The sequence below is a fragment of the Pseudomonas pudica genome, from assembly GCF_015680405.1.
In the GTDB taxonomy this organism is placed as follows: domain Bacteria; phylum Pseudomonadota; class Gammaproteobacteria; order Pseudomonadales; family Pseudomonadaceae; genus Aquipseudomonas; species Aquipseudomonas pudica.
The window spans coordinates 112,027-137,323 of the sequence record NZ_JADLJS010000002.1; the positions used below are offsets into that span (position 1 = coordinate 112,027).

General features: G+C 66.5%; 20 protein-coding genes. 18 read left to right on the forward strand and 2 right to left on the reverse strand.

Annotated elements, in window-relative coordinates:
* Positions 1-115: 115 nt before the first annotated feature.
* Genes IRZ77_RS02140 through IRZ77_RS02150 form a run of 3 tightly spaced genes read left to right on the forward strand, consistent with a single transcriptional unit; the run spans position 116 to position 4,274 of the window.
* Positions 116-1,837 (forward strand): FAD-binding protein, encoded by a 1,722-nt coding sequence (locus tag IRZ77_RS02140; RefSeq protein WP_196172785.1) that lies wholly within the window; start codon positions 116-118, stop codon positions 1,835-1,837.
* Positions 1,834-3,510, forward strand: coding sequence for an FAD-binding protein (locus IRZ77_RS02145; protein WP_108481055.1), 1,677 nt, complete (start codon positions 1,834-1,836; stop codon positions 3,508-3,510). Before IRZ77_RS02140 ends, IRZ77_RS02145 begins: the two co-directional genes overlap by 4 nt.
* Positions 3,507-4,274, forward strand: coding sequence for an SDR family oxidoreductase (locus tag IRZ77_RS02150; protein WP_196172786.1), 768 nt, complete (start codon positions 3,507-3,509; stop codon positions 4,272-4,274). Before IRZ77_RS02145 ends, IRZ77_RS02150 begins: the two co-directional genes overlap by 4 nt.
* A gap of 23 nt (positions 4,275-4,297) precedes the next feature.
* Here IRZ77_RS02150 and IRZ77_RS02155 read toward each other — a convergent pair whose 3' ends face one another.
* On the reverse strand, positions 4,298-5,083 hold the full coding sequence (locus tag IRZ77_RS02155) for an enoyl-CoA hydratase (RefSeq protein ID WP_108481053.1): 786 nt from the start codon (positions 5,081-5,083) through the stop codon (positions 4,298-4,300).
* A 135-nt stretch (positions 5,084-5,218) separates the two neighbouring features.
* On the opposite strand from IRZ77_RS02155, the gene IRZ77_RS02160 reads away from it, so the two are divergent.
* The 10 genes from IRZ77_RS02160 (at position 5,219) to IRZ77_RS02205 (ending at position 16,546) form a co-directional block, all read left to right on the forward strand.
* A complete protein-coding gene (locus IRZ77_RS02160) occupies positions 5,219-5,992 on the forward strand; it encodes an SDR family oxidoreductase (protein ID WP_108481052.1) in 774 nt (257 codons plus the stop codon).
* A gap of 57 nt (positions 5,993-6,049) precedes the next feature.
* Complete coding sequence (locus IRZ77_RS02165; RefSeq protein WP_108481051.1) at positions 6,050-7,018, forward strand: OB-fold domain-containing protein; 969 nt, start codon at positions 6,050-6,052, stop codon at positions 7,016-7,018.
* 10 nt (positions 7,019-7,028) lie between these two features.
* The gene (locus tag IRZ77_RS02170) at positions 7,029-8,162 is read left to right on the forward strand and encodes an acyl-CoA dehydrogenase family protein (protein ID WP_108481050.1); all 1,134 of its coding nucleotides are present in this window, start codon (positions 7,029-7,031) and stop codon (positions 8,160-8,162) included.
* On the forward strand, positions 8,134-8,553 hold the full coding sequence (locus IRZ77_RS02175; protein WP_108481049.1) for a MaoC family dehydratase: 420 nt from the start codon (positions 8,134-8,136) through the stop codon (positions 8,551-8,553). Before IRZ77_RS02170 ends, IRZ77_RS02175 begins: the two co-directional genes overlap by 29 nt.
* Before the next feature lie 14 nt (positions 8,554-8,567).
* Positions 8,568-9,746 (forward strand): lipid-transfer protein, encoded by a 1,179-nt coding sequence (locus tag IRZ77_RS02180; protein ID WP_196172787.1) that lies wholly within the window; start codon positions 8,568-8,570, stop codon positions 9,744-9,746.
* 10 nt (positions 9,747-9,756) lie between these two features.
* Positions 9,757-10,926, forward strand: coding sequence for an acyl-CoA dehydrogenase family protein (locus IRZ77_RS02185; protein WP_108481047.1), 1,170 nt, complete (start codon positions 9,757-9,759; stop codon positions 10,924-10,926).
* Between the two features lie 86 nt (positions 10,927-11,012).
* On the forward strand, positions 11,013-12,218 hold the full coding sequence (locus IRZ77_RS02190; protein ID WP_108481046.1) for an acyl-CoA dehydrogenase family protein: 1,206 nt from the start codon (positions 11,013-11,015) through the stop codon (positions 12,216-12,218).
* Positions 12,215-13,369: an acyl-CoA dehydrogenase family protein gene (locus tag IRZ77_RS02195; RefSeq protein WP_196172788.1), complete on the forward strand. Its 1,155-nt coding sequence runs from the start codon at positions 12,215-12,217 to the stop codon at positions 13,367-13,369. The genes IRZ77_RS02190 and IRZ77_RS02195 overlap by 4 nt, the downstream gene beginning before the upstream one ends.
* A gap of 22 nt (positions 13,370-13,391) precedes the next feature.
* Positions 13,392-15,080 carry a class I adenylate-forming enzyme family protein gene (locus IRZ77_RS02200; protein WP_196172789.1) on the forward strand — a complete coding sequence of 563 codons (1,689 nt, stop codon included), beginning with the start codon at positions 13,392-13,394 and terminating at the stop codon, positions 15,078-15,080.
* Between the two features lie 107 nt (positions 15,081-15,187).
* The gene (locus tag IRZ77_RS02205; protein WP_108481043.1) at positions 15,188-16,546 is read left to right on the forward strand and encodes a DUF1329 domain-containing protein; all 1,359 of its coding nucleotides are present in this window, start codon (positions 15,188-15,190) and stop codon (positions 16,544-16,546) included.
* A 201-nt stretch (positions 16,547-16,747) separates the two neighbouring features.
* On the opposite strand, the gene IRZ77_RS02210 is transcribed toward IRZ77_RS02205, so the two are convergent.
* Positions 16,748-18,073 (reverse strand): spinster family MFS transporter, encoded by a 1,326-nt coding sequence (locus tag IRZ77_RS02210; protein ID WP_108481101.1) that lies wholly within the window; start codon positions 18,071-18,073, stop codon positions 16,748-16,750.
* A gap of 239 nt (positions 18,074-18,312) precedes the next feature.
* On the opposite strand from IRZ77_RS02210, the gene IRZ77_RS02215 reads away from it, so the two are divergent.
* Genes IRZ77_RS02215 through IRZ77_RS02235 form a run of 5 tightly spaced genes read left to right on the forward strand, consistent with a single transcriptional unit; the run spans position 18,313 to position 25,292 of the window.
* On the forward strand, positions 18,313-19,395 hold the full coding sequence (locus IRZ77_RS02215; protein ID WP_153670882.1) for an alkene reductase: 1,083 nt from the start codon (positions 18,313-18,315) through the stop codon (positions 19,393-19,395).
* Positions 19,392-21,245 carry a long-chain-acyl-CoA synthetase gene (locus tag IRZ77_RS02220; protein WP_108481204.1) on the forward strand — a complete coding sequence of 618 codons (1,854 nt, stop codon included), beginning with the start codon at positions 19,392-19,394 and terminating at the stop codon, positions 21,243-21,245. Before IRZ77_RS02215 ends, IRZ77_RS02220 begins: the two co-directional genes overlap by 4 nt.
* Entirely contained in the window at positions 21,238-22,386 is a 1,149-nt protein-coding gene (locus tag IRZ77_RS02225) for an MBL fold metallo-hydrolase (protein ID WP_108481208.1), read from the forward strand. The genes IRZ77_RS02220 and IRZ77_RS02225 overlap by 8 nt, the downstream gene beginning before the upstream one ends.
* The gene (locus IRZ77_RS02230) at positions 22,364-24,031 is read left to right on the forward strand and encodes a DUF1302 domain-containing protein (RefSeq protein ID WP_108481203.1); all 1,668 of its coding nucleotides are present in this window, start codon (positions 22,364-22,366) and stop codon (positions 24,029-24,031) included. The genes IRZ77_RS02225 and IRZ77_RS02230 overlap by 23 nt, the downstream gene beginning before the upstream one ends.
* Positions 24,032-24,080: 49 nt before the next feature.
* Positions 24,081-25,292, forward strand: coding sequence for a thiolase family protein (locus IRZ77_RS02235; protein ID WP_108481202.1), 1,212 nt, complete (start codon positions 24,081-24,083; stop codon positions 25,290-25,292).
* The last annotated feature ends 5 nt before the right edge of the window (positions 25,293-25,297 follow it).

A 25,297-nucleotide genomic window follows, 5' to 3' on the forward strand; every position in this document is an offset into this window, starting at 1 on the left:
TCCGCTTTGACGATGAGTGTCCGTCGGCCAGCGCCGATCATGGGATGCACGCCGCCAGCCGCACCGCGAGGGTGCTGGCGGCTTCTCCCTGACCTTAGCGAATGGCACAACAACAATGACGGCTCAAGATCAGTCTCAAACCCAGTACGACGTGATAGTGGTCGGCTCGGGGGCCGGCGCGATGACCTCGGCGGTGTTCCTCGCCGACCAGGGCTTCAGCGTGCTGGTTCTGGAAAAGAGCGACAAGTTCGGCGGCACCTCGGCCATCTCCGGGGGCGGCATCTGGATCCCCAACAACCACTACTTCGCCCGCCTGGGTGGTAACGACAGCATGGAGCAGGCGCGCCGCTACCTCGATGCCGCCGCCGGTGACCAGGTCGACCCGGCCCGCCTGCAGGCCTACCTGGACAATGCGCCGAAGATGATCGAGGCGCTAACCCGCTGCAGCCGCGTGCGCTATGCGGTGGCGGCAAAGTATCCGGATTACTACCCGCATCTGCCCGGTGCCTTGCCCGGCGGGCGTACCCTTGACCCGGAGCTGTTCGACAGCAGCCTGCTCGGCGCCGAGCTCGACAACCTGCGCAAGCCGTCACCTTCGACCCTGCTGATGGGCCGTATCGCCTGGACTGCACGGGATGCGCACAAGGCCATGGCCCGGGGTTTTGGCTGGCGCCTGCTGATTCTGCGGCTGATGCTGCGCTACAAGCTCGATTTCAAGTGGCGCCGCAGAAGCCGCTTCGACCGCCGCGCGGCGCTGGGCAGCTCGCTGGTGTGTTCGCTACGCCGCTCGCTGATGGATCGCGATGTGCCGCTGTGGCTGAACAGCGATTTCCGTGAACTGATCATGGAGCAGGGCCGGGTCAGTGGTGTGCGCATCTACCGTGAGGGCCGTGAGCTCGCATTGCAGGCCCGTCACGGCGTGATTCTGGCGTCTGGCGGCTTCGAGCAGAACCAGGCCTTGCGTGAACAGTACCTGCCCAAGCCGACGCGCATGGCCTGGAGTGCGACGCCACCGGGCAACAACACCGGCGCCGCCCTGCAGGCCGGCCTGGCCCAGGGCGCAGCCACCGCGCTGATGGACTGGGCCTGGTGGGCACCGACCATTGCCGTGCCTGGCGAAGACAAACCGCGGGGTATTTTCGCCGAACGCGCCTTCCCTGGTGCCATAGTGGTCAATGGCGAGGGCCGGCGCTTTGTCAACGAGGCCGCACCGTACCTGGAATTCGTCGACGCCATGCACCGCGACAACGCCCGCACCGGCGGTGGCTCGGTACCGGCCTGGGTGATCTTCGACGGGCACTTCCGTTTCAACTACGCCATGGGCCCGCTGATGCCGGCCCAGGTCATGCCCGACAGCCGCCTGCGCCCGGAGTGGAGCGACACCCTGTACTGGAAGGCCGACAGCCTGGAGGCCCTGGCCGGAAAGATCGGCGTCGATGCGCAGGGCCTGGCCAGCACCGTGGCCAAGGTCAACGACTATGCCCGCACAGGTGTCGATCTTGACTTCGGCCGCGGCGGCAATGTGTTCGACCGTTACTACGGCGACTGCAACATCAAGCCCAACCCGTGTCTGGCGCCGCTGCGCAAGGGGCCGTACTACGCCATGCGCCTGGATGCCGGCGACATCGGCACCAAGGGCGGCCTGCTGACCAATGCCCAGGCCCAGGTGCTGCGTGAAGACGGCTCGGTGATCGCCGGCCTGTATGCCATCGGCAACTGCTCGGCCTCGGTGATGGGCACCAGCTACCCCGGTGCCGGCGGCACCCTGGGTCCGGCCATGACCTTCGCCTACGTGGCCGCCAACCACCTGGCGGCCAAGCGCCGGGAGGTGGCATGAACAGCGCAGTCACCGCGATCCTCGAACCGTTGCAGGTGGCCGACGCGGCGGACCTGCAGTGGCAGGCGCAGTGCGATGTGCTGGTGATCGGCTGGGGCGCCGCCGGGGCTTGTGCAGCGCTGCAGGCGCGTGCCGAGGGTGCCGATGTGCTGGTCGCCGACCGCTTTACCGGCGGCGGTGCCAGCGCCCGCAGTGGTGGCGTGGTATACGCCGGCGGTGGTACCCGGCACCAGCAGGCGGCGGGTTTCGACGACAGCCCCGAGGCGATGTTCGACTACCTGCGGCATGAAACCCAGGGCGTGGTCAGTGACGAAACGCTGTGGCGCTTCTGTCGCGACAGCGTCGCCAACCTGCAATGGCTGGAAAGCCACGGCGTGCCGTTCGCCCATCAAATGCCACCTGGCGGCAAGACGTCGTACCCACCTGACGGCGCCTTTCTCTACTACTCGGGCAATGAACTGGTGCCGGCCTATACCGGCCAGCGGGCAGCGGCGCCGCGTGGCCACCGCACGGTCGGCAAGGGCCAGTGCGGCGCGGTGCTGTACAGCCACTTGCAGGCGGCCTGCCTGCGCGCCGGCGTGCGGCCGTTGCCGCAGTCGGCCGCCCGACGCCTGGTGCTCGACGGGCAGGGGCGGGTGATCGGTGCCGAGCTGTGGCGCCTGCCGCCGGGCAGCCAGGTGGCGTGCAAGCATGCGCGGCTGGCGGCCCGCGCCGAACGCCTGCAGAACTTCATGCCAGGCTACTGCGAACGCTTGCGCCGTCGATTGAGCGCGCTCGAACACAAGCACGCCCGGCCCTGGCTGGTGCGGGCGGTGCACGGGGTGGTCCTGAGCACTGGCGGCTTCATCTTCAACCGCGAGCTGATCAAGGCCCACGCACCGGCGTTCCGCCGCAATTTCAAGGTCGGCGCTACCGGCTGCGATGGCAGCGGCCTGCGCCTGGGTCTCAGCGTCGGTGCAGCCAGCGACCGCCTGCAGCGGGTATCGGCGTGGCGCTTCATCAACCCGCCGTACAGCTGGCACAAAGGCATCGTGGTCAATCGCGCTGGCGAGCGCTTCTGCAACGAAGAGGTGTATGGCGCCACCCTCGGCCAGCCATTGATGGAAGAGCAGGGCGGGCAGGCCTGGCTGGTGCTTGATGCGCCGTTGCGCAAGCAGGCCCTGCGCGAGGCGCTGTTTGGCGGCTATTGGTGGTTCCAGGCGTTACCTGCGCTGGTGTTGATGCTGTTGGGCGCCCGCAAGGGCAAGAGCCTGCAGCAGTTGGCGCAAGCCACCGGCATGGGGGCGCAAAGCCTGCGCCAGGCGTTGCTGGCCAACAATGCCGCGGCCCGAGGCCAGGCGCCGGACCCGTTCGGCAAGTCGGCGGCCGGGCGCCAGGTACTGGAGCAGGGGCCGTTCTATGCCTGCGATATATCGGTTGGTAACCCGATCTTCCCGCTGGGGGCGTTGACCCTCGGTGGCCTGCGCGTGGACGAGGGCAGCGGCGCCGTAGTGGACTGTGACGGCCAGGCGATTGGCGGCTTGTTCGCGGCTGGGCGTACGGCGCTGGGCATTCCTTCTCATCTTTATATAAGTGGCCTGTCCCTGGCCGACTGTGTGTTTTCCGGGCGTCGTGCCGGTGCCGCAGTGGTGCATGGGGCGCGCCTGAACACGGACTGCGAGGTAGGGTCATGAACCAGGGTAACGGGCGGGTAGCAGGCAAGGTCGCGCTGATCACCGGGGGCGCCAAGGGTATCGGCGCGGCGAGCGCACGCCTGCTGGTGGCGCAGGGCGCCCAAGTGCTGGTCAGCGATATTGACGAACGGGTCGGGCTGGCCCTGGTTGAAAGTTTGGGCTCGGCGGCCAGCTTCATCGTCCATGATGCGAGTGATGAAGCGCAGTGGCAGCAGGTGATGGCGGTCGTCGCCGAACGCCATGGCCGGCTGGACATCCTGCTCAACAACGCCGGCATGCTGCAGCCCGGCAACATTGAGGACACCGAACTGCGCGATTGGGAGCGGCTGATGCGGGTCAATGCCGCCAGTGTGTTCCTGGGTTGCCGTGCCGGTATCGCGTTGATGAAGGCGCAGGGCGGTTCGATCATCAACCTGTCGTCGGTGGCGGCCCTGGCCGGGCGTGATGATTACCTGGCCTACAGCGCTTCGAAAGGCGCGGTGGCGGCGTTGACCCGCTCGGTGGCGGCGTTCTGCCGGCGGCGGCGTTACCGCATTCGCTGCAATTCGTTGCACCCGGATGGTGTGCTGACCGACATGACCCGTGGCGGCTTTCCCGACGGTGTCGACCCGGCGCGGTTGACCATCGACAGCGACCCCATGAACCGCATGTGCCTACCCGAAGATGTGGCGGCCAGCGTGTTGTACCTGGCCAGTGATGAGGCGCGGGCGGTAAATGGGGTGGAGCTGCGGATCGACAGTGGGCAGTTGGTGATGTCGATCTGAATGCCCAATGGAAAGCCCGTAGATCACCACCCCTCAAAACGCGCCGGGCGCTTCTCGATAAACGCTTGCATCCCTTCCTTCTGGTCCCTCGATGCAAACAACAACGCATTGGCCTTGCGCTCCAGCGCCAAGGCCGCGTCCAGGGGCGCATCCATCCCCGCCAGGATCACCTCCTTGATCTGCTCGGCCGCCAGCGCCGGCATCCCCGCAATCACCCGCGCCAGCTCCAGCGCGCGGGCCTGCACCTGGTCGTCCTCGACCAGGTCGCTGACCAACCCCGCCACCCAGGCCTCTTCGGCACTGATCGGCTGCCCGGTCAGGGCCATGCGCATGGCCTTGGCCTTGCCCACTGCGCGCACCAGCCGCTGGGTGCCGCCGATGCCAGGCATGATGCCGATGCGGATCTCCGGCTGACAGAAGCGCGCATTGCGCCCGGCGACGATCAGGTCGGCGAGCATCGCCAGCTCGCAGCCGCCGCCATAGGCGTAACCGCAGACCGCAGCTATCACCGGTTTCGGGCAGTGCTGGATCGGCGCCCAGACTCGCTCGGTGTGGCGCTGGTAGATATCGATCGGGCCGACCCCGGCCATGCTGCCGATATCGCCGCCGGCGGCGAACACGTTGTCGCCACCGGTCAACAGGATGCAGCGTACCTGCGGGTCTGCGCCCAGCTCGGCAAAGTGCTGCGACAACAGCGCTTGCAGCTCCAGGCTCAGGGCATTGGTGGCGTGCGGGCGGTTCAGCCGCAGCAGCGCAACGCCAGCCAGCGGGCGTTCGAGCAGGACCGGTGGAGCAGCTGAATCAGGCATGGTGTTCCTCATGTACAGGGTGCAATGCCCGCCAGTGTTGCCCCGCACCTCTGGCCATTCATCGTCCGTTCAGACGAAGTACGACCGTCATCGAGCCTCTAGAGTCGGTTGCCATGGCAGAACGAGGAACAGGCTATGGTGTTTGATTACAGCGGCAAGGTGGTGCTCGTCACCGGCGGTAGCAAAGGGATCGGCGCGGGTATTGCCGAAGGTTTTCTCGCGGCCGGGGCGCAGGTGATCGTCTGCGCCCGCAGCCAGCCGGAGCAACTGCCCAGCGCCCGGGGCCGCAGCGCGGTGTTCATCGCCGCCGACGTGCGCGATGGCGAGTCGCTGCAGGCGCTGTTCGACACCATCGAACGCGACTTTGGCCGCCTCGATGTACTGGTCAACAATGCCGGTGGCAGCCCGTCGGCCGTGGCTGCCACCGCCTCGCCACGCTTTCACGAGGGCGTGCTGCGGCTCAACCTGATCGCACCGCTCAACGCCGCTCAACATGCCAACCGCCTGATGCAGGCGCAGGCGCAGGGCGGCTGCATCGTCTTCATCGGCAGCATCAGCGCCTTGCGTGCCTCGCCTGGCACCGCCGCCTATGGCGCGGCCAAGGCCGGGGTGCTCGCACTGGTGCAATCGCTGGCCGTGGAGTGGGCGCCGAAAGTACGTGTGGTCGCGGTGAGCCCCGGCCTGGTGCTGACCGACCAGGCCCACCTGCATTACGGCAGCGAGCACGGCATCGCTGCCGTCAGCGCCGGCATACCCGCCGGGCGCATGGCCTCTGCCTGCGACATCGCCAATGCCTGCCTGTACATAGCCTCACCCCTGGCCAGCTATGCCAGCGGTTGCAACCTGCTGCTGCACGGCGGTGGCGAACGCCCGGCGTTTCTCAGCGCAGCCCAGGCCCTACCGACTTGATCAACCACCTGGCGGCGGCCGCATCGGCCCGCCGCCCTCACGTTGCAGGAGACGACTTTGGCTGACCCACAATTGCTATCCAGCGTGCGCGCCCTGGTGGGCCGCGAATATGGCCGGGTGTATGCCTGGGATGCGGTGAATGCGCCGATGATCCGCCAATGGTGCGAGATCATGGGTGTCGACAACCCGCTCTACAGCGACCCCGACTTTGCCCAGAACAGCCCGTACCAGGCGATCGTCGCCCCGCCGGCCATGCTCCAGGTGTGGACCATGGAAGGGCTGCACGCCAACAACTACCCGCCGGGCTCCACCCAGCAGAACCCGTACGAAGTGCTCAAGCTGATCGAGGAATATGGCTACGCCTCGGTGGTGGCGGTGAACTCCGAGCTGAGCTTCACACGCCCTGTGCAGTTGGGTGAGCGACTGTACTACACCACTCGCCTGGACGCGGTGGGCGACGAGAAGACGACCGCCCTGGGCACCGGGTTCTTCGTCACCCTGGTGATGAGCCACTTCGTCGAAAAGCCCGAAGGCGACGAGCCAGTGGGCGAATTGCTGTTCCGCGTGTTCAAGTTCCGCCCGGCCAACCCGCAACCAGTGGCCAAGCCAGAGGCCGCACCGGCCAATGCCAAGCGCCCGTTGCCAGGGGTAAGCGACGACACCCGGTTCTTCTGGGAAGGCTGCGCCGAAGGCCGCCTGCTGATCCAGCGTTGCAGCGCCTGTGCCACTTTGCGCCACCCACCGGCCCCCGTATGCATGCACTGCCACAGCTTCGAGTGGGACAGCGTCCAGGCGAGCGGGCGCGGCAGCCTGTATTCCTTCGTGGTCATGCACTACCCCGAAGTGCCACCGTTCGACCACCCCAACCCGATCGGCCTCATCGAACTGGACGAGGGGGTGCGCCTGGTCGCGGGGCTGATCGGCGGGCAGCGCGAGCAATTGCAGATTGGCCAGCGCCTGCAGGTCGAGTTCCATCGTTTCGACGAGCAACAGACCCTGCCGTTGTTCCGGCCTGTAACTGAATAGGAGGGCGCCCATGGACTTTCAATTGAGCGAAGACCAGCGGGCAATCGAGCAGATGGCCGCGAGCCTGTTCAGCGACCACTGCCATGACGATGCCCTGCGCCAGTGGGATGTCAGCGGCGAGCAGCTGATGGTGTCACTCTGGGCGCTGTGCCAGGAAACCGGGCTGCACGCCCTGGCCATCCCCGAGCAACTGGGTGGCAGCGGCCTGGGCATGACCGAGCTGATGTTGGTGCTGCAGGCTCAGGGGCGCAGCCTCGGCCAGGTACCGCTGTGGCGGCACCAGTTGGCGGCGGCGGCCTTGGGGGCCTTCGGCCTGGGTGAACTGGCGCAGCTGGCGGCCAGCGCGGCTACGGGCGAGCGGTTGCTGAGCCTGTCGCTGGACGGCCTGCACGCCTCGAACGGCATCGCATTGCAGGCCACGGCCTGTGCCGAGGGCTGGCAGGTGAGCGGGCGGGTGGCCGCACTGCCACTGGGTGGGCAGGCCCACGCGGCGCTGTTGCTCGTGCTTGCCGACGGCCAGCCGCGGCTGCTGCTGCTAGAGCTCGACAACCCGGCGATCCGCCGTGTGCCGGGGCTGCTGACCCACGGTGAAGCGATCACCGACCTGCACATCGAGGGCCTGCGGGTCGGTGCCGACCGTGTATTGCCCGCCGCCGCGCTGACCTGGATCGAGCCCCGTGCCATCGCAGCCCTCGCGGCGCTGCAGCTGGGGGTCAGTGCCGAGCACATACAGCGCACCGTGGCCTATGTGGGCGAGCGTCAGCAGTTCGACCGGCGCATCGGCAGCTTCCAGGCAGTGCAGATGAGCATGGCCGATGCGCATATCGCCCTGGAGGCCCTGCGCAGCACCCTTTGGCAGCTGTGCTACCGGCTGGACGCCGGCTTGCCGGCACCGTCCGAGGCCCTGGCCACTGCCTACCTGGCCTGTGAAGCCGGCCACCGCATCGGCCATGTCGCCCAGCACGTGCACGGCGGTATTGGCGTCGACCTGACCTACCCGATTCATCGCTATCTGTACTGGAGCCGCGCCCTGGGCATAGCCCTGGGCGGTTCGGCGGCATGCCTGGAACGGCTCGGCGACTGGCTGAGCGACAACGACAAGCTGGGATGGAAATATGACCTCGAAGAACACCAAGCGCTTTGACGATGTGCGCCCCGGCGAAACCCTGCCAGCGCTGCAGGTGCCGATCACGGTGGCGCTGATCGCCGGCGGCGCGATTGCCACGCGCGACTACTTCCCCGGCCACCACGACCTGGATGCCGCCCGTGAACTGGGCTCGCCCCATGTATTCATGAACATCCTCACCACCAATGGCCTGGTGCAGCGCTTCGTCGAAGGCTGGGCCGGCCCGCTGGCGCGCTTCACCTCGCTGAAGATCAAGCTGGGCGTGCCCAACTACCCCGGCGACTGCATGACCTTCAGCGGCAGCGTGACCGGCCTTGACCCCGAGAGCCGCACGGTGGAAGTGACCCTGAGCGGCAAGAATTCCATGGGCAACCACGTGACCGGTACGGTCGCGCTGGTGCTGCCATGACCAGTGGAGGCAGCATGAACAACCTTTCGATTTCCGGGCGTGCCGCGATTGTCGGGCTGGGCGCCACCGAGTTTTCCAAGAACTCCGGGCGCACCGAACTGCGCCTGGCCCTTGAAGCCACCCTCGAGGCCTTGCGCGACGCGGGTATCGACCCGTCGGAAGTGGAGGGCTTCAGCTCCTATTCGGTGGACAAGGTCCCGGAGTACGAAATCGCTCGCCTGCTGGGCTGCAAGGACGTCAAGTTCTTCTCCCAGGTGCCCCACGGCGGCGGTGCCGCCTGCGCGCCGGTGATGCATGCGGCCATGGCGGTGGCGACCGGCGTGGCCAAGGTGGTGGTGGTGTACCGGGCGATGAACGAACGTTCCTGGTACCGCTTCGGCAGCGGCAGCTACGGCTTTGCCGCCACGCCGATCTTCGACAACGCCAACTACGGCTGGTACATGCCCCACGGCTTACATACCCCGGCCGCCTGGGTCGGCATGTTCGCCCAGCGCTACATGCACACCTACGGCGCCACTTCGCAAGACTTCGGCCGCGTCGCCGTGGCTGCCCGGGACTTTGCGGCCACCAACCCCAAGGCGTTCTTCCACGGCAAGCCGATCACTCTCGAAGAGCACCAGGCCTCGCGCTGGATCTGCGAACCGTTGCACCTGCTCGACTGCTGCCAGGAGTCCGACGGGGCAGTGGCCATGGTCATCACCTCGGCCGAGCGTGCCCGTGACCTGCGGCAGAAACCGGTGACCATCAAGGCCGGCTCCCAGGGCATCACCCACGGCCAGCAGAGCATGACCTCGTTCTACCGCGACGACATTACCGGCCTGCCTGAAATGGGCGTGGTCGCCAAGGAGCTGTATCGCCAGTCCGGGCTCGGCCCCGAGGCGTTGCAGACGGCGGTGATCTACGACCACTTCACCCCGTTCGTGCTGCCACAACTGGAAGAGTTCGGCTTTGCCCGGCGTGGCGAGGCCAAGGAGTTCATCCGCGCCGGGCACCATGCCCGTGGCGGCAAGCTGCCGATCAATACCCACGGTGGGCAACTGGGCGAGGCCTACATCCACGGCATGAACGGCATCGCCGAGGCGGTGCGCCAGGTGCGTGGCACGGCAGTCAACCAGGTGGCAGATGTGGAAAACGTTCTGGTCACCGCCGGTACCGGCGTGCCCACCAGCGGCCTGATTCTGGGCGCGGCCTGAGGAGCACAGCATGTTCGTCGATCTTACCCCCGAGCAACATGCGCTGCGCCGCCAGGTGCGCGACTACTTCCAGGCGCTGATGACCCCCGAGCTGCGCGAGCGACTGCGCGGCCAGGAAGGTGGCGAGCTGTATCGCCAGACCGTCCGCCAGATGGGCCGTGACGGCTGGCTGGCGGTGGGCTGGCCGAAGGCCCATGGCGGCCAGGGCTATGCCGCCACCGAGCAGCTGATCTTCTTCGAAGAGGCCAACATCGCCGGCGCACCGCTGCCGTTCGTGACCATAAGCACGGTGGGCCCCGCCCTGATGGAGCACGGCAGCACGGCTCAGAAGGAACGCTTTCTGCCGGGCATCGCCGCTGGCGAAATCATGTTCGCCATTGGCTACTCCGAGCCCGATGCCGGCAGCGACCTGGCGGTGCTGCGCACCAGCGCGCGGCTGGATGGCGAGCATTTCGTGGTCAACGGCAACAAGCTGTGGACATCGGGCGCCGAGTCAGCCGACTACATCTGGCTGGCTGCGCGCACGGACCCGAGCCAGGCGCGGCACAAGGGCGTGTCGATCCTGATCCTCGATACCCGCCTGCCAGGGTTCTCCAGCACGGTGATCCCGACCACCAGCAACCCGACCGCCGCTACCTACTACGACAACGTGAAGGTGTCCAGGGACATGCTGGTCGGCGAGCTGCACGGCGGCTGGAAGCTGATCACCGCGCAGCTCAACCATGAACGCCTGGGCCTGGGCTCCTGGTCGGACAAGGTCGCCGGGCTGTTCCGCCGGGTCTACCTGTGGGCCAAGGCCCGCGACGAACAGGGCCGACGGGCGATGGACAAGGCCTGGGTGCGCAGCTCGTTGGCCGAGTGCTATGCGCGCCTGGAAGCGATGCGCCTGATCAACCTGCGCATTGCCGCCAACCTTGAGCGCGAGCAGATGGACGTGGCGTTGAGCTCGACCACCAAGGTGTACGGCTCGGAATCGGCGATCGAGATCCTGCGCCGCCTTTCGGCCATCGTCGGCGCCAATGGCGTGGTGCGTGGCGGCTCGGCCGCAGCGGCGCTGCACGGTGACCTTGAATACGAGCTGCGCGCCTCGGTCACCGTGACCTTTGGCGGCGGCACCAATGAAATCCAGCGCGAGCTGATCGCCCAGTTCGGCCTGGGCATGCCGCGCACCCAGCGCTGAGCCGAGCGCGCTCGGTTCAGCCAACACAACCACAAGAAATGCCCCGCCCCGGCAGTGCCCGGGGCCTGGGCCGAGGGTTGCATCCGATGAGCACGATAGAGCAATTCAGGCACGAGACACGCGCCTGGCTGGAAGCCAACTGCCCGCAATCGATGCGCACCGCCATGGGCGAAGGCGATGTGGTGTGGGGGGCCAGCCAGCCGCAGTTCGCCAACGACGATGCGCGCCTGTGGTTCGAGCGCATGCGCGACAAGCGCTGGTTCTGCCCCGATTGGCCCGAAGCCTATGGCGGTGCCGGGCTGGATGCCGAGCAGCTGGCGGTACTGGAAAGCGAGATGCGCCGCCTGAAATGCCGGCCGCCGCAGATCAACCTGGGTATCTGGATGCTCGGGCCGGTGTTGCTGGCCCATGGCACCGAAGAGCAGAAGCGCAGCCTGTTGCCGCCCATGGCACGTGGTGAGGTGCGCTGGTGCCAGGGTTTCTCCGAACCCAATGCCGGCTCCGACCTTGCCAGCCTGAAGATGGCCGCCCGTGACGCCGGCGATCACTTCGTGGTCGATGGCAGCAAGATCTGGACCTCCTACGGCGACAAGTCCGACTGGATGTATGCGCTGGTGCGCACCGACAGCCAGGCGCCCAAGCATGAAGGTATCAGCCTGATCGTGCTGGACATGCGCAGCCCTGGGGTCAAGGCGGTACCGATCGACCTGATCAGCGGCAAGTCGGCGTTCTGCCAGGTGTTCTTCGATGGCGTAAAGGTACCCAAGAGCCAGCTGATCGGCCCGCTCAATGGTGGCTGGAACCTCGGCAAGTACCTGCTGCAGCACGAGCGCAAGGCCATGTCCAAGTTCGGCGAATTCAGCCTGCCGTCGCACTTCGACCTGTTGGCGCTGCTGCGCGAATACCTGCCGCAGCCGCGCAGCCAGGGCGAGCTGGCCTTGCAGGCGCGGGCGGTGGCCTGCGCCATGGACGAGCATGCCTACGGCCTGACGGTGCAGCGCATGGCCGAGGAGGGGCGTGCCGGTGACGACATCAGCGGCCTGATGATGATCATGAAGCTGCTGCACACCGAGCAGGAACGCGACAAGTTCGAGGTGCTGCTCGACGCCCTGGGCGGCCACGCCTTCGGCTGGCAGGCGCCGGGCTTCAGCGAGCGCGAGCTGGCCGTGACCCGCGCCTGGCTCAACAGCTATGCCCTGACCATTTCCGGGGGCGCATCGGAAGTGCAGCTCAACGTCATCGCCAAGCGTGTGCTTGGTTTGCCCGACGGCAAGAAAGGAGTGTCGGCATGAACCTGCGTTACAACGAAGAACAACGCCTGCTGGCTGACAGTGCCCGCGACTTTCTGGCCGCACGCAGCCCGGTTGCGGCGCAGCGGCGCTTGCGTGACCAGGGCGTGGCGCAAGGCTTCGATACCCAGCTATGGCGCGATGCCGTGGCGCTGGGCTGGAGTGCGATTCCGTTTGCCGAGCACCTCGGGGGGCTGGACTTCGGGTGCATGGGCCTGGGGCCGATCTTCGAAGCCAAGGGCCAGCACCTGTCGGCGACGCCATTGCTGTCCAGCGTTGTCCTGGCCGGCTCGCTGCTGGCCCTGGCCGGTTCGGCGCAACAGCACAGCGACTGGCTGCAGGCGGTGATCCAGGGAAAGCGGCGCCTGGCTCTGGCGCTGGAGGAGGGGCCCCGCCACCGCCCCAGTGACGTATCCGTGGCTGCGGTCGCCGAGGGCGAAGGTTTTCGCCTGAGCGGGGAAAAGTTCTGGGTCATCGATGGCGTCGGTGCTGATGCCTACGTGGTGGCGGCGCGTACCGCCGGCCAGCCGGGCGAAGCGCAGGGCATCAGCCTGTTCCTGGTGCCAGCCGACAGCCAAGGCGTGCAGTGCACGGCGCTGCCCCTGATCGATTCGCGCAACAGCGGGCGCCTGCGCCTGGACCAGGTGCGAGTGAGCCGCGAAGCGCTGCTGGGGGAACCCGGGGCAGCCTGGGAGGTGCTGGACGCAGTGCTCGACCGCGGCCGGGCGTGCCTGGCGGCGGAGTTGCTGGGCGCTGCGCAGCAGTTGTTCGAAACCACCGTGGAATACCTGAAGACCCGGGTCCAGTTCGATGTGCCGATCGGCTCGTTTCAGGCGCTGCAGCACCGCGCTGCGCACCTGTACACCGAGCTGGCCCTGGCGCGCAGTGCGGTGATGGCCGGCCTGGCCGCGCTGGACGACCCGCAACTGGACGCCCCACAGCGCGGGCGGCTGGTCAGCCTGGCCAAGTGGAAGGCTGGCGATACCGCACTGCAGGTTGCCAACGAAGCGGTGCAGATGCATGGCGGCATTGGTGTCACCGACGAACTGGATGTCGGCCTGTACCTCAAACGGGTGCGGGTGGCCCAGGCCTGCCTGGGTGATCGCGACTTCCATTGCGAACGTTATTCCGCCCTCGACGCGGCCTGTGCGTGAGCCCGGCGCCTGGAGAACCCTGATGAGCATTGACCATTGGCGGCACGCCTGGGAACAGTTGATAGCCCCCGGTGCACCATTTGAAGTGATGACCCCAGCCGCAGGTGGCCCGCGGTATTTTCGCCATGCACCGCGCAACCTGCTGCAGGTGATCGACGCCGCACGGGTACACGGCGACAAGGAATTTGTCGTCTGGCAGCAGCAGCGCCTGAGCTTTGCCGACTATTTCGACGCGGTCGACCGGCTGGCTGGCCAGCTGACAGGCCGCTTGGGCCTGCGCCCTGGCGAGCGGGTAGCGATTGCCATGCGCAACCAGCCGGCCTGGCTGGTGGCGTTTGCCGCCATTCAGCGCTGCGGTGCGGTGTGCGTGCCACTCAACAGTTGGGGCCTGCACGATGAGCTGTTGCATGGTGTGGAGGACAGCGGTGCGCGTGTGCTGATCGGCGATGATGCGCGCCTGTCCTTGCTTCAGGGCGACCTGGCAGCAGCCGGGCGCACCTTCATCGTGGTCGGGCGTGCCGCCGACGCCGAGCTGCCTGCGCATTGCCTGCGCTACGAGGAGCTGCTGGCTGCCGAACCGCTGCCGCTGGCAGCCGTGGAGCTGCCGCCTGAAGCCCCGGCGCTGATCCTTTACACCTCCGGCACCACCAGCCGTGCCAAGGGCGTGTTGTCCAGCCATGGGGCGATTTGCCAGGCGCTGACCGCGCTGGAGTTCCAGGGCGCGTTCTGTGCGCTGACTTCGCCCGAGCGGGTGGCGGGCATGCTCGGCAGTGGCTTCGCCTCGACCACCCTGATGGCGGTGCCGCTGTTCCATGTCAGCGGCCTGCACGCGCAGTTTCTCTCGGCGTTGCGAGGCGGTCGGCGCCTGCTGCTGATGTACAAGTGGGATGCCGAGCAGGCGCTGGACCTGATCCGTGACGAGCACTGCACCCAGTTCAATGGCGCCCCGGTGATGATGCAGCAGCTGCTGGCCTCGCCTCGCTATGACGGCGGCGATACCGCCAGCCTGTTTGGCCTGGGCCTCGGCGGTGGCGCCTCTTCGGCCGGGTTGCTGAACGAGATGCTGGTGCGCAAGCCCCAGGTGATCGCCGGCAGTGGCTACGGCCTGACCGAGAGCAACGGCATCGGTGCGGCGATTGGAGGTGACCTGTTCGCCTACTGCCCGGCCAGCGCCGGCTGGCCGTTGCCGATCGTCGAGGTGCGCATCGGCGACGCCCCTTCGCGGCCTTTGCCGGCTGGCCGCGAAGGGTTGATCTGGCTGCGTTCGCCGACCTTGATGCAGGGCTACTGGAACCTCCTCGAGGCCAGCCACCAGACCCTGTGCGAGGGTTGGCTCGACACCGGCGACCTCGGTTACCTCGACGACGAGGGCTTCCTGTTCATCAGTGGCCGGGTCAAAGACCTGATCAACCGTGGTGGCGAGAAGATTTCCGCGGCCGAGATCGAAACCTGTATCAGCGACATGCCTGGCGTGCTGGAGGCGGCAGCGTTTGCGGTCGCTGACCCGCTGCATGGGGAAGTGGTGGCGCTGGCGATTCACGGCATTGCGGGCAGCCTGCCGGCCGACGAGCAGGTGCGCGCGTTCATCGCCGAGCGCCTGGCTGCCTACAAGGTGCCGGCCCAGGTCTACCGCGTCGACCAGCCATTGCCACGCAACGCCACCGGCAAGGTGCTCAAGGGCGAGCTCAAGACGCGCCTGGTCAGCGCGTGATCTTAGTCCCTCCGGACGATGCCGTGCCGGCTGGAACCGGAACAATGAAGCCATACCACAAGCCTTATCAGCGAAGGAGGCAGTACATGAAAACAACAACAACTGTGATGCTCGCAGCCGCTCTGACCCTCAACAACGGGCTGCTGACCAGCGCCCACGCCGCCGTGCCGCCTGCGGAGGCCGCCCGCCTGGGCAAGGACCTGACCTGCGTTGGCGCAGAGCAGGCCGGCAATGCCGAGGGCACTATCCCGCCGTACACCGGCAAGTACCTGGGCGAGGTGCCGGGCTGGAACCACGTGAAGTTCTCCGGTGGCCAGCCGGTGGACCCCTATGCCAATGAAAAGCCGATCCTGGTGATCACAGCGCAGAACATGGACCAGTACGCCGCGCACCTGACCGACGGCCAGAAGGCGCTGCTGAAGAAGTACCCGACCACCTACAAGATGAACATCTACCCGGGGCATCGTGACTTCCGTTACCCCGACTATGTGTGCCGGCGGGTGATGGACAATGCCTTGCACGCCCAGCTGGTCAACGATGGGCAGGGGGTCGAGGGGCTGGGCCAGGTGCCGTTCCCGATCCCCAAGAACGGCATGGAGGTGCTGTGGAACCATCAGTTGCCGGCGCGTGCCTACACCGAGGAGAAGATTTCCGACCTTGCCTCGGTACTGCCCAACGGCAGCATCGGCTGGGGTCGCGCCCATGCGCGCAACCTGTCGCAGGCAAACTCGCCGACGGTGGAACCGAAGACCTCCGATTTGATTCAGGCGATGAGCTACAACACCACGCTCAAGCCAGCCCGTGACAATGGCGTGATCAGCATTGCCCACGAGCCTTACAACTTCGTCACCTCGTCGCGCCAGGCGTGGTCCTACAGCCCGTCGACCCGGCGTGTGCGGCAGATGCCGGGGTACGGTTATGACCAGCCCATGATCGGCACCAACGGCACCATGACGGTGGACGAGGACCGCCTGTTCAACGGCGCGCCGGAGCGTTACACCTGGAAGCTGCTGGGCAAGCGCGAGATCTACAGCCCGGCCAACGCCTTCAAGGCCAATGCCGGCACGGTGAAGTACGCCGAACTGCTGACGCCCAACCACCCCAACCCCGAGTTCATGCGTTATGAGCTGCGCCGGGTATGGGTGGTCGAGGCCGACCTGAAGGAAGGCTACCGCCATGTGTACGGCAAGCGCGTTCTGTTCATCGACGAGGACACCTGGAACGCGGTGATGGCCGACAACTACGATGCCCGTGGGCAGCTGTGGAAACACGCCATGGTCAACTACTACTACCATCCTGACATGAGTGGCTGGCAGGCCGGGTCGCAGTTCTTCATGGACTTGAACTCGGGGCAGTACACCGGGTACGGCATGACCAACGAGGCGAAGAAGGGGCCGATTCTCAACGAGAGCAAGTTTACGCCGGACATGTATACCGCGGATGCGGCGCGGGCTATCGGGCGTTGATGGGGTGATACCTCGCAAGTGAACAAGGCCTGGCAGGCTTACCCTGCCAGGCCTTTTGTTTGTGTGATGACTTTTCGGCAGATTGCGGGAGTGCTGCCTGGGGCCTGTTTCGGGATTTGCAGAGGGGGTACACATCAAGCGCCGCGCGGGCGGCGCTCGGTCTCAAGGGCGCTACATAAATAGAAGCAGGCACTCCAGCCCCTACACAGCTACCGCACCAACCACCTTGCCGCTTGCCAACCCCTTGATCTGCGCCCGATACCGTGGCAACGCCAGCGCCAGAAACACTGCCGCCAACACCAGCAACACCACCGAAGCCGCCAAGGCATACCGCAGCGACTCCCCCTGCAAGCGTGGCAGGAACAGGTCACTGAGCATTCCGATCAACAACGGCCCCAGACCAACGCCCAGCAAAGTCATGGCCATGACGAAGATCGCCGTAGCCTGAGCCAGACGATTGGCCGGGAACAGATGGGTGATTGCGCCCAGGCACGGCGTCGCCCACCACACCCCAAAGAAACCGAACGCACTGTAGAACAGAAATGCCTGGGGTACCGGCGTGTCGCCGATGTAGAAGGCAATGCCCTGCGGCCACAAAAAGTAGGCCAGGGCAAACGGAATGCTCAGCAGCGTGCCCAGCAGCGGCACGCCGATCTGCCAACCGACATCGCGCCGGGCCAGGCGGTCGGTGAGCATGCCACATACCAGTGTGCCGATGGTCGAACCGCTACCCCCGATCACTCCCACCAGGAAGCCTGCCTGCTGCATGTTCAGGCCGTGGGAGCGGATCAGGAAGCTCGGGCTCCAGGTGCCGATGGCATAGCCGGCGATCGCCGCTGCGCCACCGGTCAACACCAGCCACGGGAACGACGGCATGCGCAGCAATTCGCCCAAGGTGCGCAGCCAGCCTTCGGCCGGTGCGGCGTTGGCCTGCTGCAGGCGCACGGGCTTTGGTGCGCGCACGGTCAGCAATAGCAACAGGCCGAGCAGGATGCCGGGCGCACCGATCAGCAGGAACGCATAGCGCCAGCCGTGCTGCTGGGCAATCCAGCCACCCAGGCCCAGGCCGACGATGGCGCCCAGGCTTGAACCCAGCATCAGCACTGCCAAGGCAGTAGAGCGCCGCTGCGGCGGGTACAGGTCAGAGACCATCGCCACCGACGGCGCGGTGCCGCCGGCTTCGCCGATGGCCACGCCGATACGCGCCAGCACCAGGGTGAAGAAGCTGCCGGCCATGCCGCAGAGCATGGTCATCAGGCTCCAGGCCATGCAGCTGAAGGCGATCACCGGCTTGCGCCCGATGCGGTCCGACAGGCGCCCCAGGGGCAGGCCGAACACCGTGTAGAACACCGCGAAGGTTACCCCTGAAAGCAGCCCGATACCGGTGTCGGATATGCCGAATTCGAGCTTGACCGGCTCGATCAGGATCGCCATCAGCTGGCGGTCGATGTAGTTGAAAACATAGATGCTGGCCAGCACCAGCAAGGCGTAGTGAGTACGCCAGGTCACGGGAGGGGATGGGTTCACAGCACAGCTCCGCTTCTTGTTTTGGGTACGCCCGATGCTCGACGCATCGTGGCGCGATTTCATCGTCTGTTCAGACCAGTTTCGCTGCTGGACCAAGGCCTTGGCCAGCCTTGCAGCGAGCACTTAAGGACTAGTCTCGACGGACGATGTTTCGCACCTGGCCACGGTGAATCATTCAGCCCATCTCCGGTGTCGCGCGCCCCTTGCGCACCGGCAACAAAAAGAATGAAGGAGCTGAAATGAGCATCTTGTTCGAGCCTGTGCGGCTGGGTGACCTGCAGTTGGCCAACCGCATCGTCATGGCCCCGATGACCCGCAGCCGTGCCGACCGCCAAGGTGTGCCAGGCAGCGAAATGGTCGCCTACTACCGTCAGCGGGCCAGCGCCGGGCTGATCGTGGCCGAGGGCACCGCACCTTCGGCCAGCGGCCTGGGCTACTGCCGTACCCCAGCCATCTACAGCGCCGAACAGGTAGCCGGCTGGCGCCAGGTGACCCGCGCCGTGCATGGCGAAGGGGGGCGCATCGTGCTGCAATTGATGCACGTGGGGCGTGCTGCCAGCCACCACAACAAGCCGCTCGGTGCTGCCACGGTGGCACCCTCGGCGATCCGTGCCCGCACCCAAGTGTTCAGCGACACCGCCGGCATGGTCGACACCGAGTTGCCCGAGGCGCTGACCCTTGAGGGTATCGCCGGGGTGATCGACGACTATCGTCGGGCCGCGCTGAATGCTCGCGAGGCGGGTTTCGATGGCGTCGAGCTGCACTGCACCAGCGGTTACCTGCCCATGCAGTTCATGGCTGCCGGCAGCAACCAGCGTAGCGACGCCTACGGTGGCAACGCCCGCAACCGGGTGCGCTTCGCCGAAGAGGTGCTGGCGGCCATGGCGGGCGCCATTGGCGCGGGCAGGGTCGGCCTGCGCCTGTGCCCCGGCAACCCCTACAACGACATCGACGACCACGAGCCGGCCATCACCTGCGCGGCGCTGTGTGCGGCGGTGGCGCCATTGAACCTGGCCTATCTGCATGTCATGCGCTCGCCGGTACCAGGGCTCGATGCGTTCGCCGTGGCGCGCAGCAGCAGCCCCCTGGCGCTGATCCTCAACGATGGTTTCGACGGTGACTCGGCGCAGGCTGCGTTGGCGGCCGGCGAGGGCGCCGCAGTGTCCTTCGGCCGGCACTTCATCGGCAACCCGGACCTGGTCGAGCGCCTGCGCCACGGGCGGCCCCTGGCTGGCTTCGACCGCAAGACCCTGTACACCCCAGGGGCACGCGGCTACAGCGACTACCCCAGCTGGCAGGCCAGGGCAGAGGTGGCGCAATGAACTTGCCTCAACCCCTGCATGCGCCAGCGCAACGGCCGGTCAGCCGCGAACAGACCCAGGCCCTGCTGGACCTGCGCAGCGCTGCCAGCGCGCAGATCAAGCCACGTGACCTTTACACCTTGGCCGACCGCCTGGAAGCGCAGGCTGATCGACAAGGCGAACGCCCGTTCCTCATCGATGGCGAGCAGGTGCTCAGCTACGCCGAAGTCGACCGCCTTGCCGACCAGGTGGCCCATGCCTGCCAGGCGCGCGGGCTGCGCCCCGGTGACGTCTGCGCCCTGGCGATGGAAAACCGCCCGGCGTTCTTCGCCTGCTGGTTCGGCCTGGTCAAGCTCGGTGTGGTGGTGGCATTCATCAACACCCAGGTGGCCGGCAAACCCTTGGTGCATGCATTGCAAACAACCAGCGCCAAGGCCTTGCTGGTCGGTGAGGAGTGCCTGGGCAACCTGCAGGCGACCGAAGGTTTGCCGCAGCTGCCGATGTGGCTGGTCAACGACGCCGAACAGCCATGGTCGGGTGAGCTACCGGCCGGTATCGACACCACGTTCGCCCAGAACCTCGCCGCCGCGCCGCGAAGTCGCTTCCCGCGGGAGCTGCGTGCGCAGATCGAGGCCCAGGCGCCGACCCTGCTGATTTTCACCTCGGGTACCACCGGCTTGCCAAAGGCCGCGCGTTACAGCCACATGCGCTGGATGTCGTCCGGCGATGTGATGGAAGTCACCTTGCAGGCCACTCGCGCCGATGTCTTCTATTGCTGCTTGCCGCTGTACCACGGCGCGGCCGCCACCTCGGTCACCTCCACAGCCCTGCGCGTGGGTGCCAGCATCGTGGTACGGCGCAAGTTCAGCGTGCGCGAGTTCTGGAACGACGTGAGGCGCCATCGCATCAGCGTGTTCCAGTACATCGGCGAAATCTGCCGCTACCTGCTCAACCGCCCGGTCCAGGCCGGGGAACGCGAGCACAGCCTGCGCTGCATGCTCGGCGCCGGCCTGTCGGCAGAGGCCTGGCAACGCTGGATCGACCGGTTCGGCCCGATCCAGGTGTTCGAGGGCTGGGGTGCCACTGAAGCAAACACCAACCTGATCAACGTCGACAACTATCGCGGGTCCTGCGGCCGGGTGCCGGACTGGAACCGTACCAACCTGCGCCTGGTGCGCTACGACGTGGAAAACGACTGCCACCCGCGTGACGCGAACGGCTTCTACCAGCTGTGCGAAGTCGGTGAAGTGGGCGAGGCCATGGGCTTTATCGTCGACCATCCCGACATCGGCGGTGGCCGCTTCGAGGGCTATACCTGCGCGGCGGCCACCGAAAGCAAGATCCGCCGCGACGTCCTGCAAACGGGCGATGCCTGGTGGAGCTCGGGCGACCTGCTGCGCCAGGATGCCGATGGCTATTGCTACTTCGTCGACCGCATTGGCGACACCTTCCGCTGGAAAAGCGAAAACGTTTCCACCCAGGAAGTGGCTGACGCTCTCAGCGACCTGCCGGGCCTTGAGCTGATCAACGTGTACGGCGTGCAGGTGCCGGAGCACGAGGGCAGGGCGGGCATGGCAGCGGTGCTGATGCAGCCAGGGGCGGAATTCGACCCGCAGGCGTTCTACCAACTGACCGAGGCACGCCTGCCGCGCTATGCCGCGCCGCTGTTCGTGCGGGTGAGTGCGGCAGCCGACCTGACCAGTACCTTCAAGCTGCGCAAGGTCGATTTGCAGCGCCAGGGCTACTGCCCGCAAGCTTGCACCGATCCGCTGTTCATCCGCGATGAAGCCAGCGCCACCTATCAGCCCTATTCTTTGCAGGTGCTGGCCCAGGTCGGCCTGCCTCCCTTCATCGGTGGTCGGCATGGCTGAGCGCACCGGTAACGAACCCGCACGGGTGGACGGCCTGCGCTACCCCTGGGCGCAAGCACAGGGCAGTGGCGAGTGGCGCGAGGTGCTGGATGGCGTGTGGTGGCTGCGCATGCCGCTGCCGTACCGCCTCGACCACATCAACCTGTACCTGCTGCGCCATGGCGACGGCTGGGTCGTGGTGGACACCGGCATGAACACCGAACAGACCCGTAAAGCCTGGGAGCAGGTGATTGCCGGGCTGTTCGCCGGGCAGCCGGTGCTGGCGGTGATCTGTACCCACTACCATTCCGACCATGCCGGCGTCGCCGCCTGGCTCGCCGAACGCTACCGCTGTCCGATCTACATGACGGCCAGTGAGTACCGCTCGCTGTACGTGACGGTGCCCGCGGGGCAGTCACCGGGTTGGGATTTCCACGATTTCCATGCCAAGGCGGGCTTCAATGACGCGCAGATCGACGAGCTATACCGGCTGATTCAGAGCGGCCACTTCCGCCCCCTGCATTTCAACAGCTACCGGCGCCTGCGGGACGGCGATCGCCTGCCCATCGGCAACCGCCAGTGGCGCGTGGTGGTGGGGCGTGGCCATTCCCCCGAGCACGCGTGCCTGTTTGCCGAGGACGGCAGTGTGCTTATTGCCGGCGACCAGGTGCTGCCACGCATCACGCCGACGGTGGGCGTGCATGCCACCGAACCCGAGGCCGACCCGCTGCGTGACTGGCTGGCCTCGCTCGAACACCTGCGCACGCTGCCCGACAGCGTGCTGGTGCTGCCGGCTCACGAGCGGCCGTTCTACAACCTGCATGCGCGCCTGGACCAGTTGCAGACGCATCACCAGGCCCAGTTGTCGCGCCTGCTGGTCAGCTGTGACGAGCCGCGCAGCGCGCTCGAACTGATGGCCGCGCTGTTCCCCAGGCTGTCAGGTCGTTTCGACGAACTGATGGCGCTTGGCGAAACGTTGGCCCATGCCAACTACCTCATGACCGAAGGGCTGCTGGTGCGCGAGCTGCACCAGGCGCACTACCGCTACCGCCGTGGCGCGCCGGGGCAACCTGCGTCCGGCCCGACGGCAACGTTGACCATTCCAGGCAGCCAGCCGGTTGCCCTTCAGGAGAGTCCGTGTGATCGACAAGAACAACAATAACGATACTGGCCTTGCCAGCCGCGGCTTGCCGCTGGCCGGCCTGACGGCGGCGATTGCCCTGGCATCGGCGTCGGCCTGGGCGGGGGAGACCATCGAGTTCGACAATGGCGCCACCATCGACTGGTCGGTGACCACCAGCTACGGCATCGGCGTGCGCCTGGCCAAACCCAGCGACCGCCTGATGGGGGTCAACGCCGACGACGGTGACCGCAACTTCAACCAGGGCAGCCTGACCACCAACCGCCTGGGCGCACTGGGCGAGATGATCATGCGCATGGACAACTACGGCGCCGTGGTACGCGCCAGTACCTTCTACGACGACGTCTACCACCGCAAGAACGACAACAACTCGCCGGCCACCGTCAACAAGGACGGTGACAACGACGAATTCACCAGCGATGCCAAGTACTACAGCGGTGGCCGTACCCGCCTGCTGGATGCCTACGTGTTCGGTGGCTGGCGGTTCGACAACGACTCGATGCTCGACGTCAAGGCCGGCCGCCATATCGAATCCTGGGGCGAGAGCCTGTACTACCCCGGGGTCAACGGCGTGCAGAACCCCTCGGATGCGGTCAAGGCCGCGCAACCCGGTGTCGAGGTCAAGGAAGTGCTGCTGCCGGTGGGCCAGGTGTCGGCTTCGTACCGCTTTAACCCACAATTCACCTTCGGCGCCTACATGCAGTACGAGTGGAAGGGCACCGAGCTGGCCCCGGTGGGCAGCTACCTGTCGGGCACCGACGTGATCGGCCCAGGCCGAGAGTTTTTGATCACGCCGACCGGCAACGTGCCTTACCGCGGCACCGACGAGCCCCGCGACAGCGGCCAGTGGGGCGTGCAACTGCGCTACCGGCCGGTGTCGGCGCTGGAGCTGTCGCTGTTCCACGTCAACTACCACGACAAGAACCCGGCCACCGCGCTGGTTGGCTACAGCCCGGTGCCGGTGGGTGGCGGCCTGTTTGCCTTCGCCGCCAACGGCTACCGGGTGAAGTACTTCGAAGACATCAGACTCACCGGCATCAGCGCCTCGACCAAGCTGGGCGAGACTCAGATCGGCGCTGAATGGTCGTACCGCGATGGTGCGCCAGTGATGGTCAACACCGGCCTCGGGCCGACCCCGGCGCGTGGCAAGGGCCAGCAGTTCCAGCTGTCGGCCATGCGCGTGCTGGGCGACCGGCCATGGGCCAGCCAGACCACCCTCACCGGCGAGATCATCCATGTCAAGGTCGACAGTGTCGACGCCACCTCTGCGGCCGGCAACCTGCAGGGCGTGGCGCTGCTGCCGAGCCTGGCACCCCTGGTCACGCCGTCCGACAACTACACCTACAAGACCGCGACCGGTTGGCGCTCGCGGGATGCCAGTGCCTACACGGTTGGCGCATCGTTCAGTTACCCGGGAGTGTTCCAGGGCTGGGACCTTGAGGTGCCGGTGCGCTTCTCCAATGTGTTCAGCGGCTCCACGCCGATGGCCGGGAGCATTTCCGGGGTGCAGGGTGACCGGCGGATCAGCGTGGGCACGACCTTCAAATACCTGGGCAACCTGGAAGCTGCGCTGACCTATGTCGGATACCTCGGCTCGCCCGACCCGATCAAACGGCCCTATGCCGACCGTGACTACGCCACCTTCTCGTTGAAATACACCTTCTGACCGATCACCTGACAACGCTGGTGCCCGCGGGCACCGGCATGGAGGCACCATGGGGCTCAAAGGCCATGCAGCAATAGTCGGTACCGCACAGTACAAGCCGGAAAAGTACGCCACGGCACCGAAGATGTTCCACCTCGAACAGGTCGCCGACCTGGCTGCCCAGGCCTTGCGCGATGCCGGCCTTCAGGCCTCGGACCTCGATGGCCTGGTGATCAACGGACCGCAGTTCCACGAAGCCTCGGTGTTCGTCCCGGCCATGGCCGCCGAATACCTGGGCCTGCGGCTCAACTTCGCCGAAGTGGTCGACCTGGGCGGATGCACCTCGGTCGGCATGGTCTGGCGCGCCGCTGCCGCCATCGAACTGGGCTTGTGCCAGGCGGTGTTGTGCGTGCTGCCGGCGCGGATGGCACCCTTGGGGCCGGATGAAGACCCCGGCTGGATGGCGCGTGCCATGCGCTTTGGCGGGCACAGCACGGCATTCGGTGCGCCGGAGGCGGAGTTCGACCTGCCTTACGGGCACATGGGCCAGAACACGGGCTACGCGATGATCGCCCAGCGCTACGCCGCCCAGTTCGGCTACGACCCACGGGCCCTGGCGAAAATCGCCGTGGACCAGCGTACCAACGCCCAGGCCAACCCGCAGGCGATGTTCCATGGCCAGCCGCTGACCGTGGAGCAGGTACTGGCCAGCCGCATGGTCGCCGACCCGCTGCACGTGCTGGAGATCGTCATGCCGGTGGCCGGCGGCGCGGCGCTGATCATCACCAACAAGGAACTGGCGGCGCGGGCTCGCAAACGCCCGGCGTTCATCACAGGCTTTGGCGAGCACCTGGCCTTCAAGTCGCCAACCTACGCCGAGGACATGGTGCACACGCCGATCGGCCCGGCCTCTCGCCGTGCCTTCGCCATGGCCGGGCTGAAACCGGCAGACGTCGATGCCGCGCAGATCTACGACTGCTACACAATCACCGCCTTGCTGACCCTTGAAGACGCCGGTTTCTGCGGCAAGGGCGAGGGCATGGCGTTCGTCCGCGAGCACGACCTGACCTGGCGTGGCGACTTCCCCATGAACACCCATGGTGGCCAGCTCAGCTTTGGCCAGGCCGGCTCGGCCGGCGGCATGTCCCAAGTCATCGAGGCGGTCACGCAGATCGCCGGGGCTGCGGGTGAACGCCAGTTGCAGCGCTGCGACAGCGTCTACGTCTCCGGTACCGGCGGCGTGATGAGCGAGCAGGGCGCATTGATTCTTCAGGGAGCATGACGATC

Coding starts and splice junctions, on each gene's coding strand:
- IRZ77_RS02140 (WP_196172785.1), top strand. CDS start 116: ATGACGGCTCAAGATCAGTCTCAAACCCAGTACGACGTGATAGTGGTC.
- IRZ77_RS02145 (WP_108481055.1), top strand. CDS start 1,834: ATGAACAGCGCAGTCACCGCGATCCTCGAACCGTTGCAGGTGGCCGAC.
- IRZ77_RS02150 (WP_196172786.1), top strand. CDS start 3,507: ATGAACCAGGGTAACGGGCGGGTAGCAGGCAAGGTCGCGCTGATCACC.
- IRZ77_RS02155 (WP_108481053.1), bottom strand. CDS start 5,083: ATGCCTGATTCAGCTGCTCCACCGGTCCTGCTCGAACGCCCGCTGGCT.
- IRZ77_RS02160 (WP_108481052.1), top strand. CDS start 5,219: ATGGTGTTTGATTACAGCGGCAAGGTGGTGCTCGTCACCGGCGGTAGC.
- IRZ77_RS02170 (WP_108481050.1), top strand. CDS start 7,029: ATGGACTTTCAATTGAGCGAAGACCAGCGGGCAATCGAGCAGATGGCC.
- IRZ77_RS02175 (WP_108481049.1), top strand. CDS start 8,134: ATGACCTCGAAGAACACCAAGCGCTTTGACGATGTGCGCCCCGGCGAA.
- IRZ77_RS02180 (WP_196172787.1), top strand. CDS start 8,568: ATGAACAACCTTTCGATTTCCGGGCGTGCCGCGATTGTCGGGCTGGGC.
- IRZ77_RS02185 (WP_108481047.1), top strand. CDS start 9,757: ATGTTCGTCGATCTTACCCCCGAGCAACATGCGCTGCGCCGCCAGGTG.
- IRZ77_RS02190 (WP_108481046.1), top strand. CDS start 11,013: ATGAGCACGATAGAGCAATTCAGGCACGAGACACGCGCCTGGCTGGAA.
- IRZ77_RS02195 (WP_196172788.1), top strand. CDS start 12,215: ATGAACCTGCGTTACAACGAAGAACAACGCCTGCTGGCTGACAGTGCC.
- IRZ77_RS02200 (WP_196172789.1), top strand. CDS start 13,392: ATGAGCATTGACCATTGGCGGCACGCCTGGGAACAGTTGATAGCCCCC.
- IRZ77_RS02205 (WP_108481043.1), top strand. CDS start 15,188: ATGCTCGCAGCCGCTCTGACCCTCAACAACGGGCTGCTGACCAGCGCC.
- IRZ77_RS02215 (WP_153670882.1), top strand. CDS start 18,313: ATGAGCATCTTGTTCGAGCCTGTGCGGCTGGGTGACCTGCAGTTGGCC.
- IRZ77_RS02220 (WP_108481204.1), top strand. CDS start 19,392: ATGAACTTGCCTCAACCCCTGCATGCGCCAGCGCAACGGCCGGTCAGC.
- IRZ77_RS02225 (WP_108481208.1), top strand. CDS start 21,238: ATGGCTGAGCGCACCGGTAACGAACCCGCACGGGTGGACGGCCTGCGC.
- IRZ77_RS02235 (WP_108481202.1), top strand. CDS start 24,081: ATGGGGCTCAAAGGCCATGCAGCAATAGTCGGTACCGCACAGTACAAG.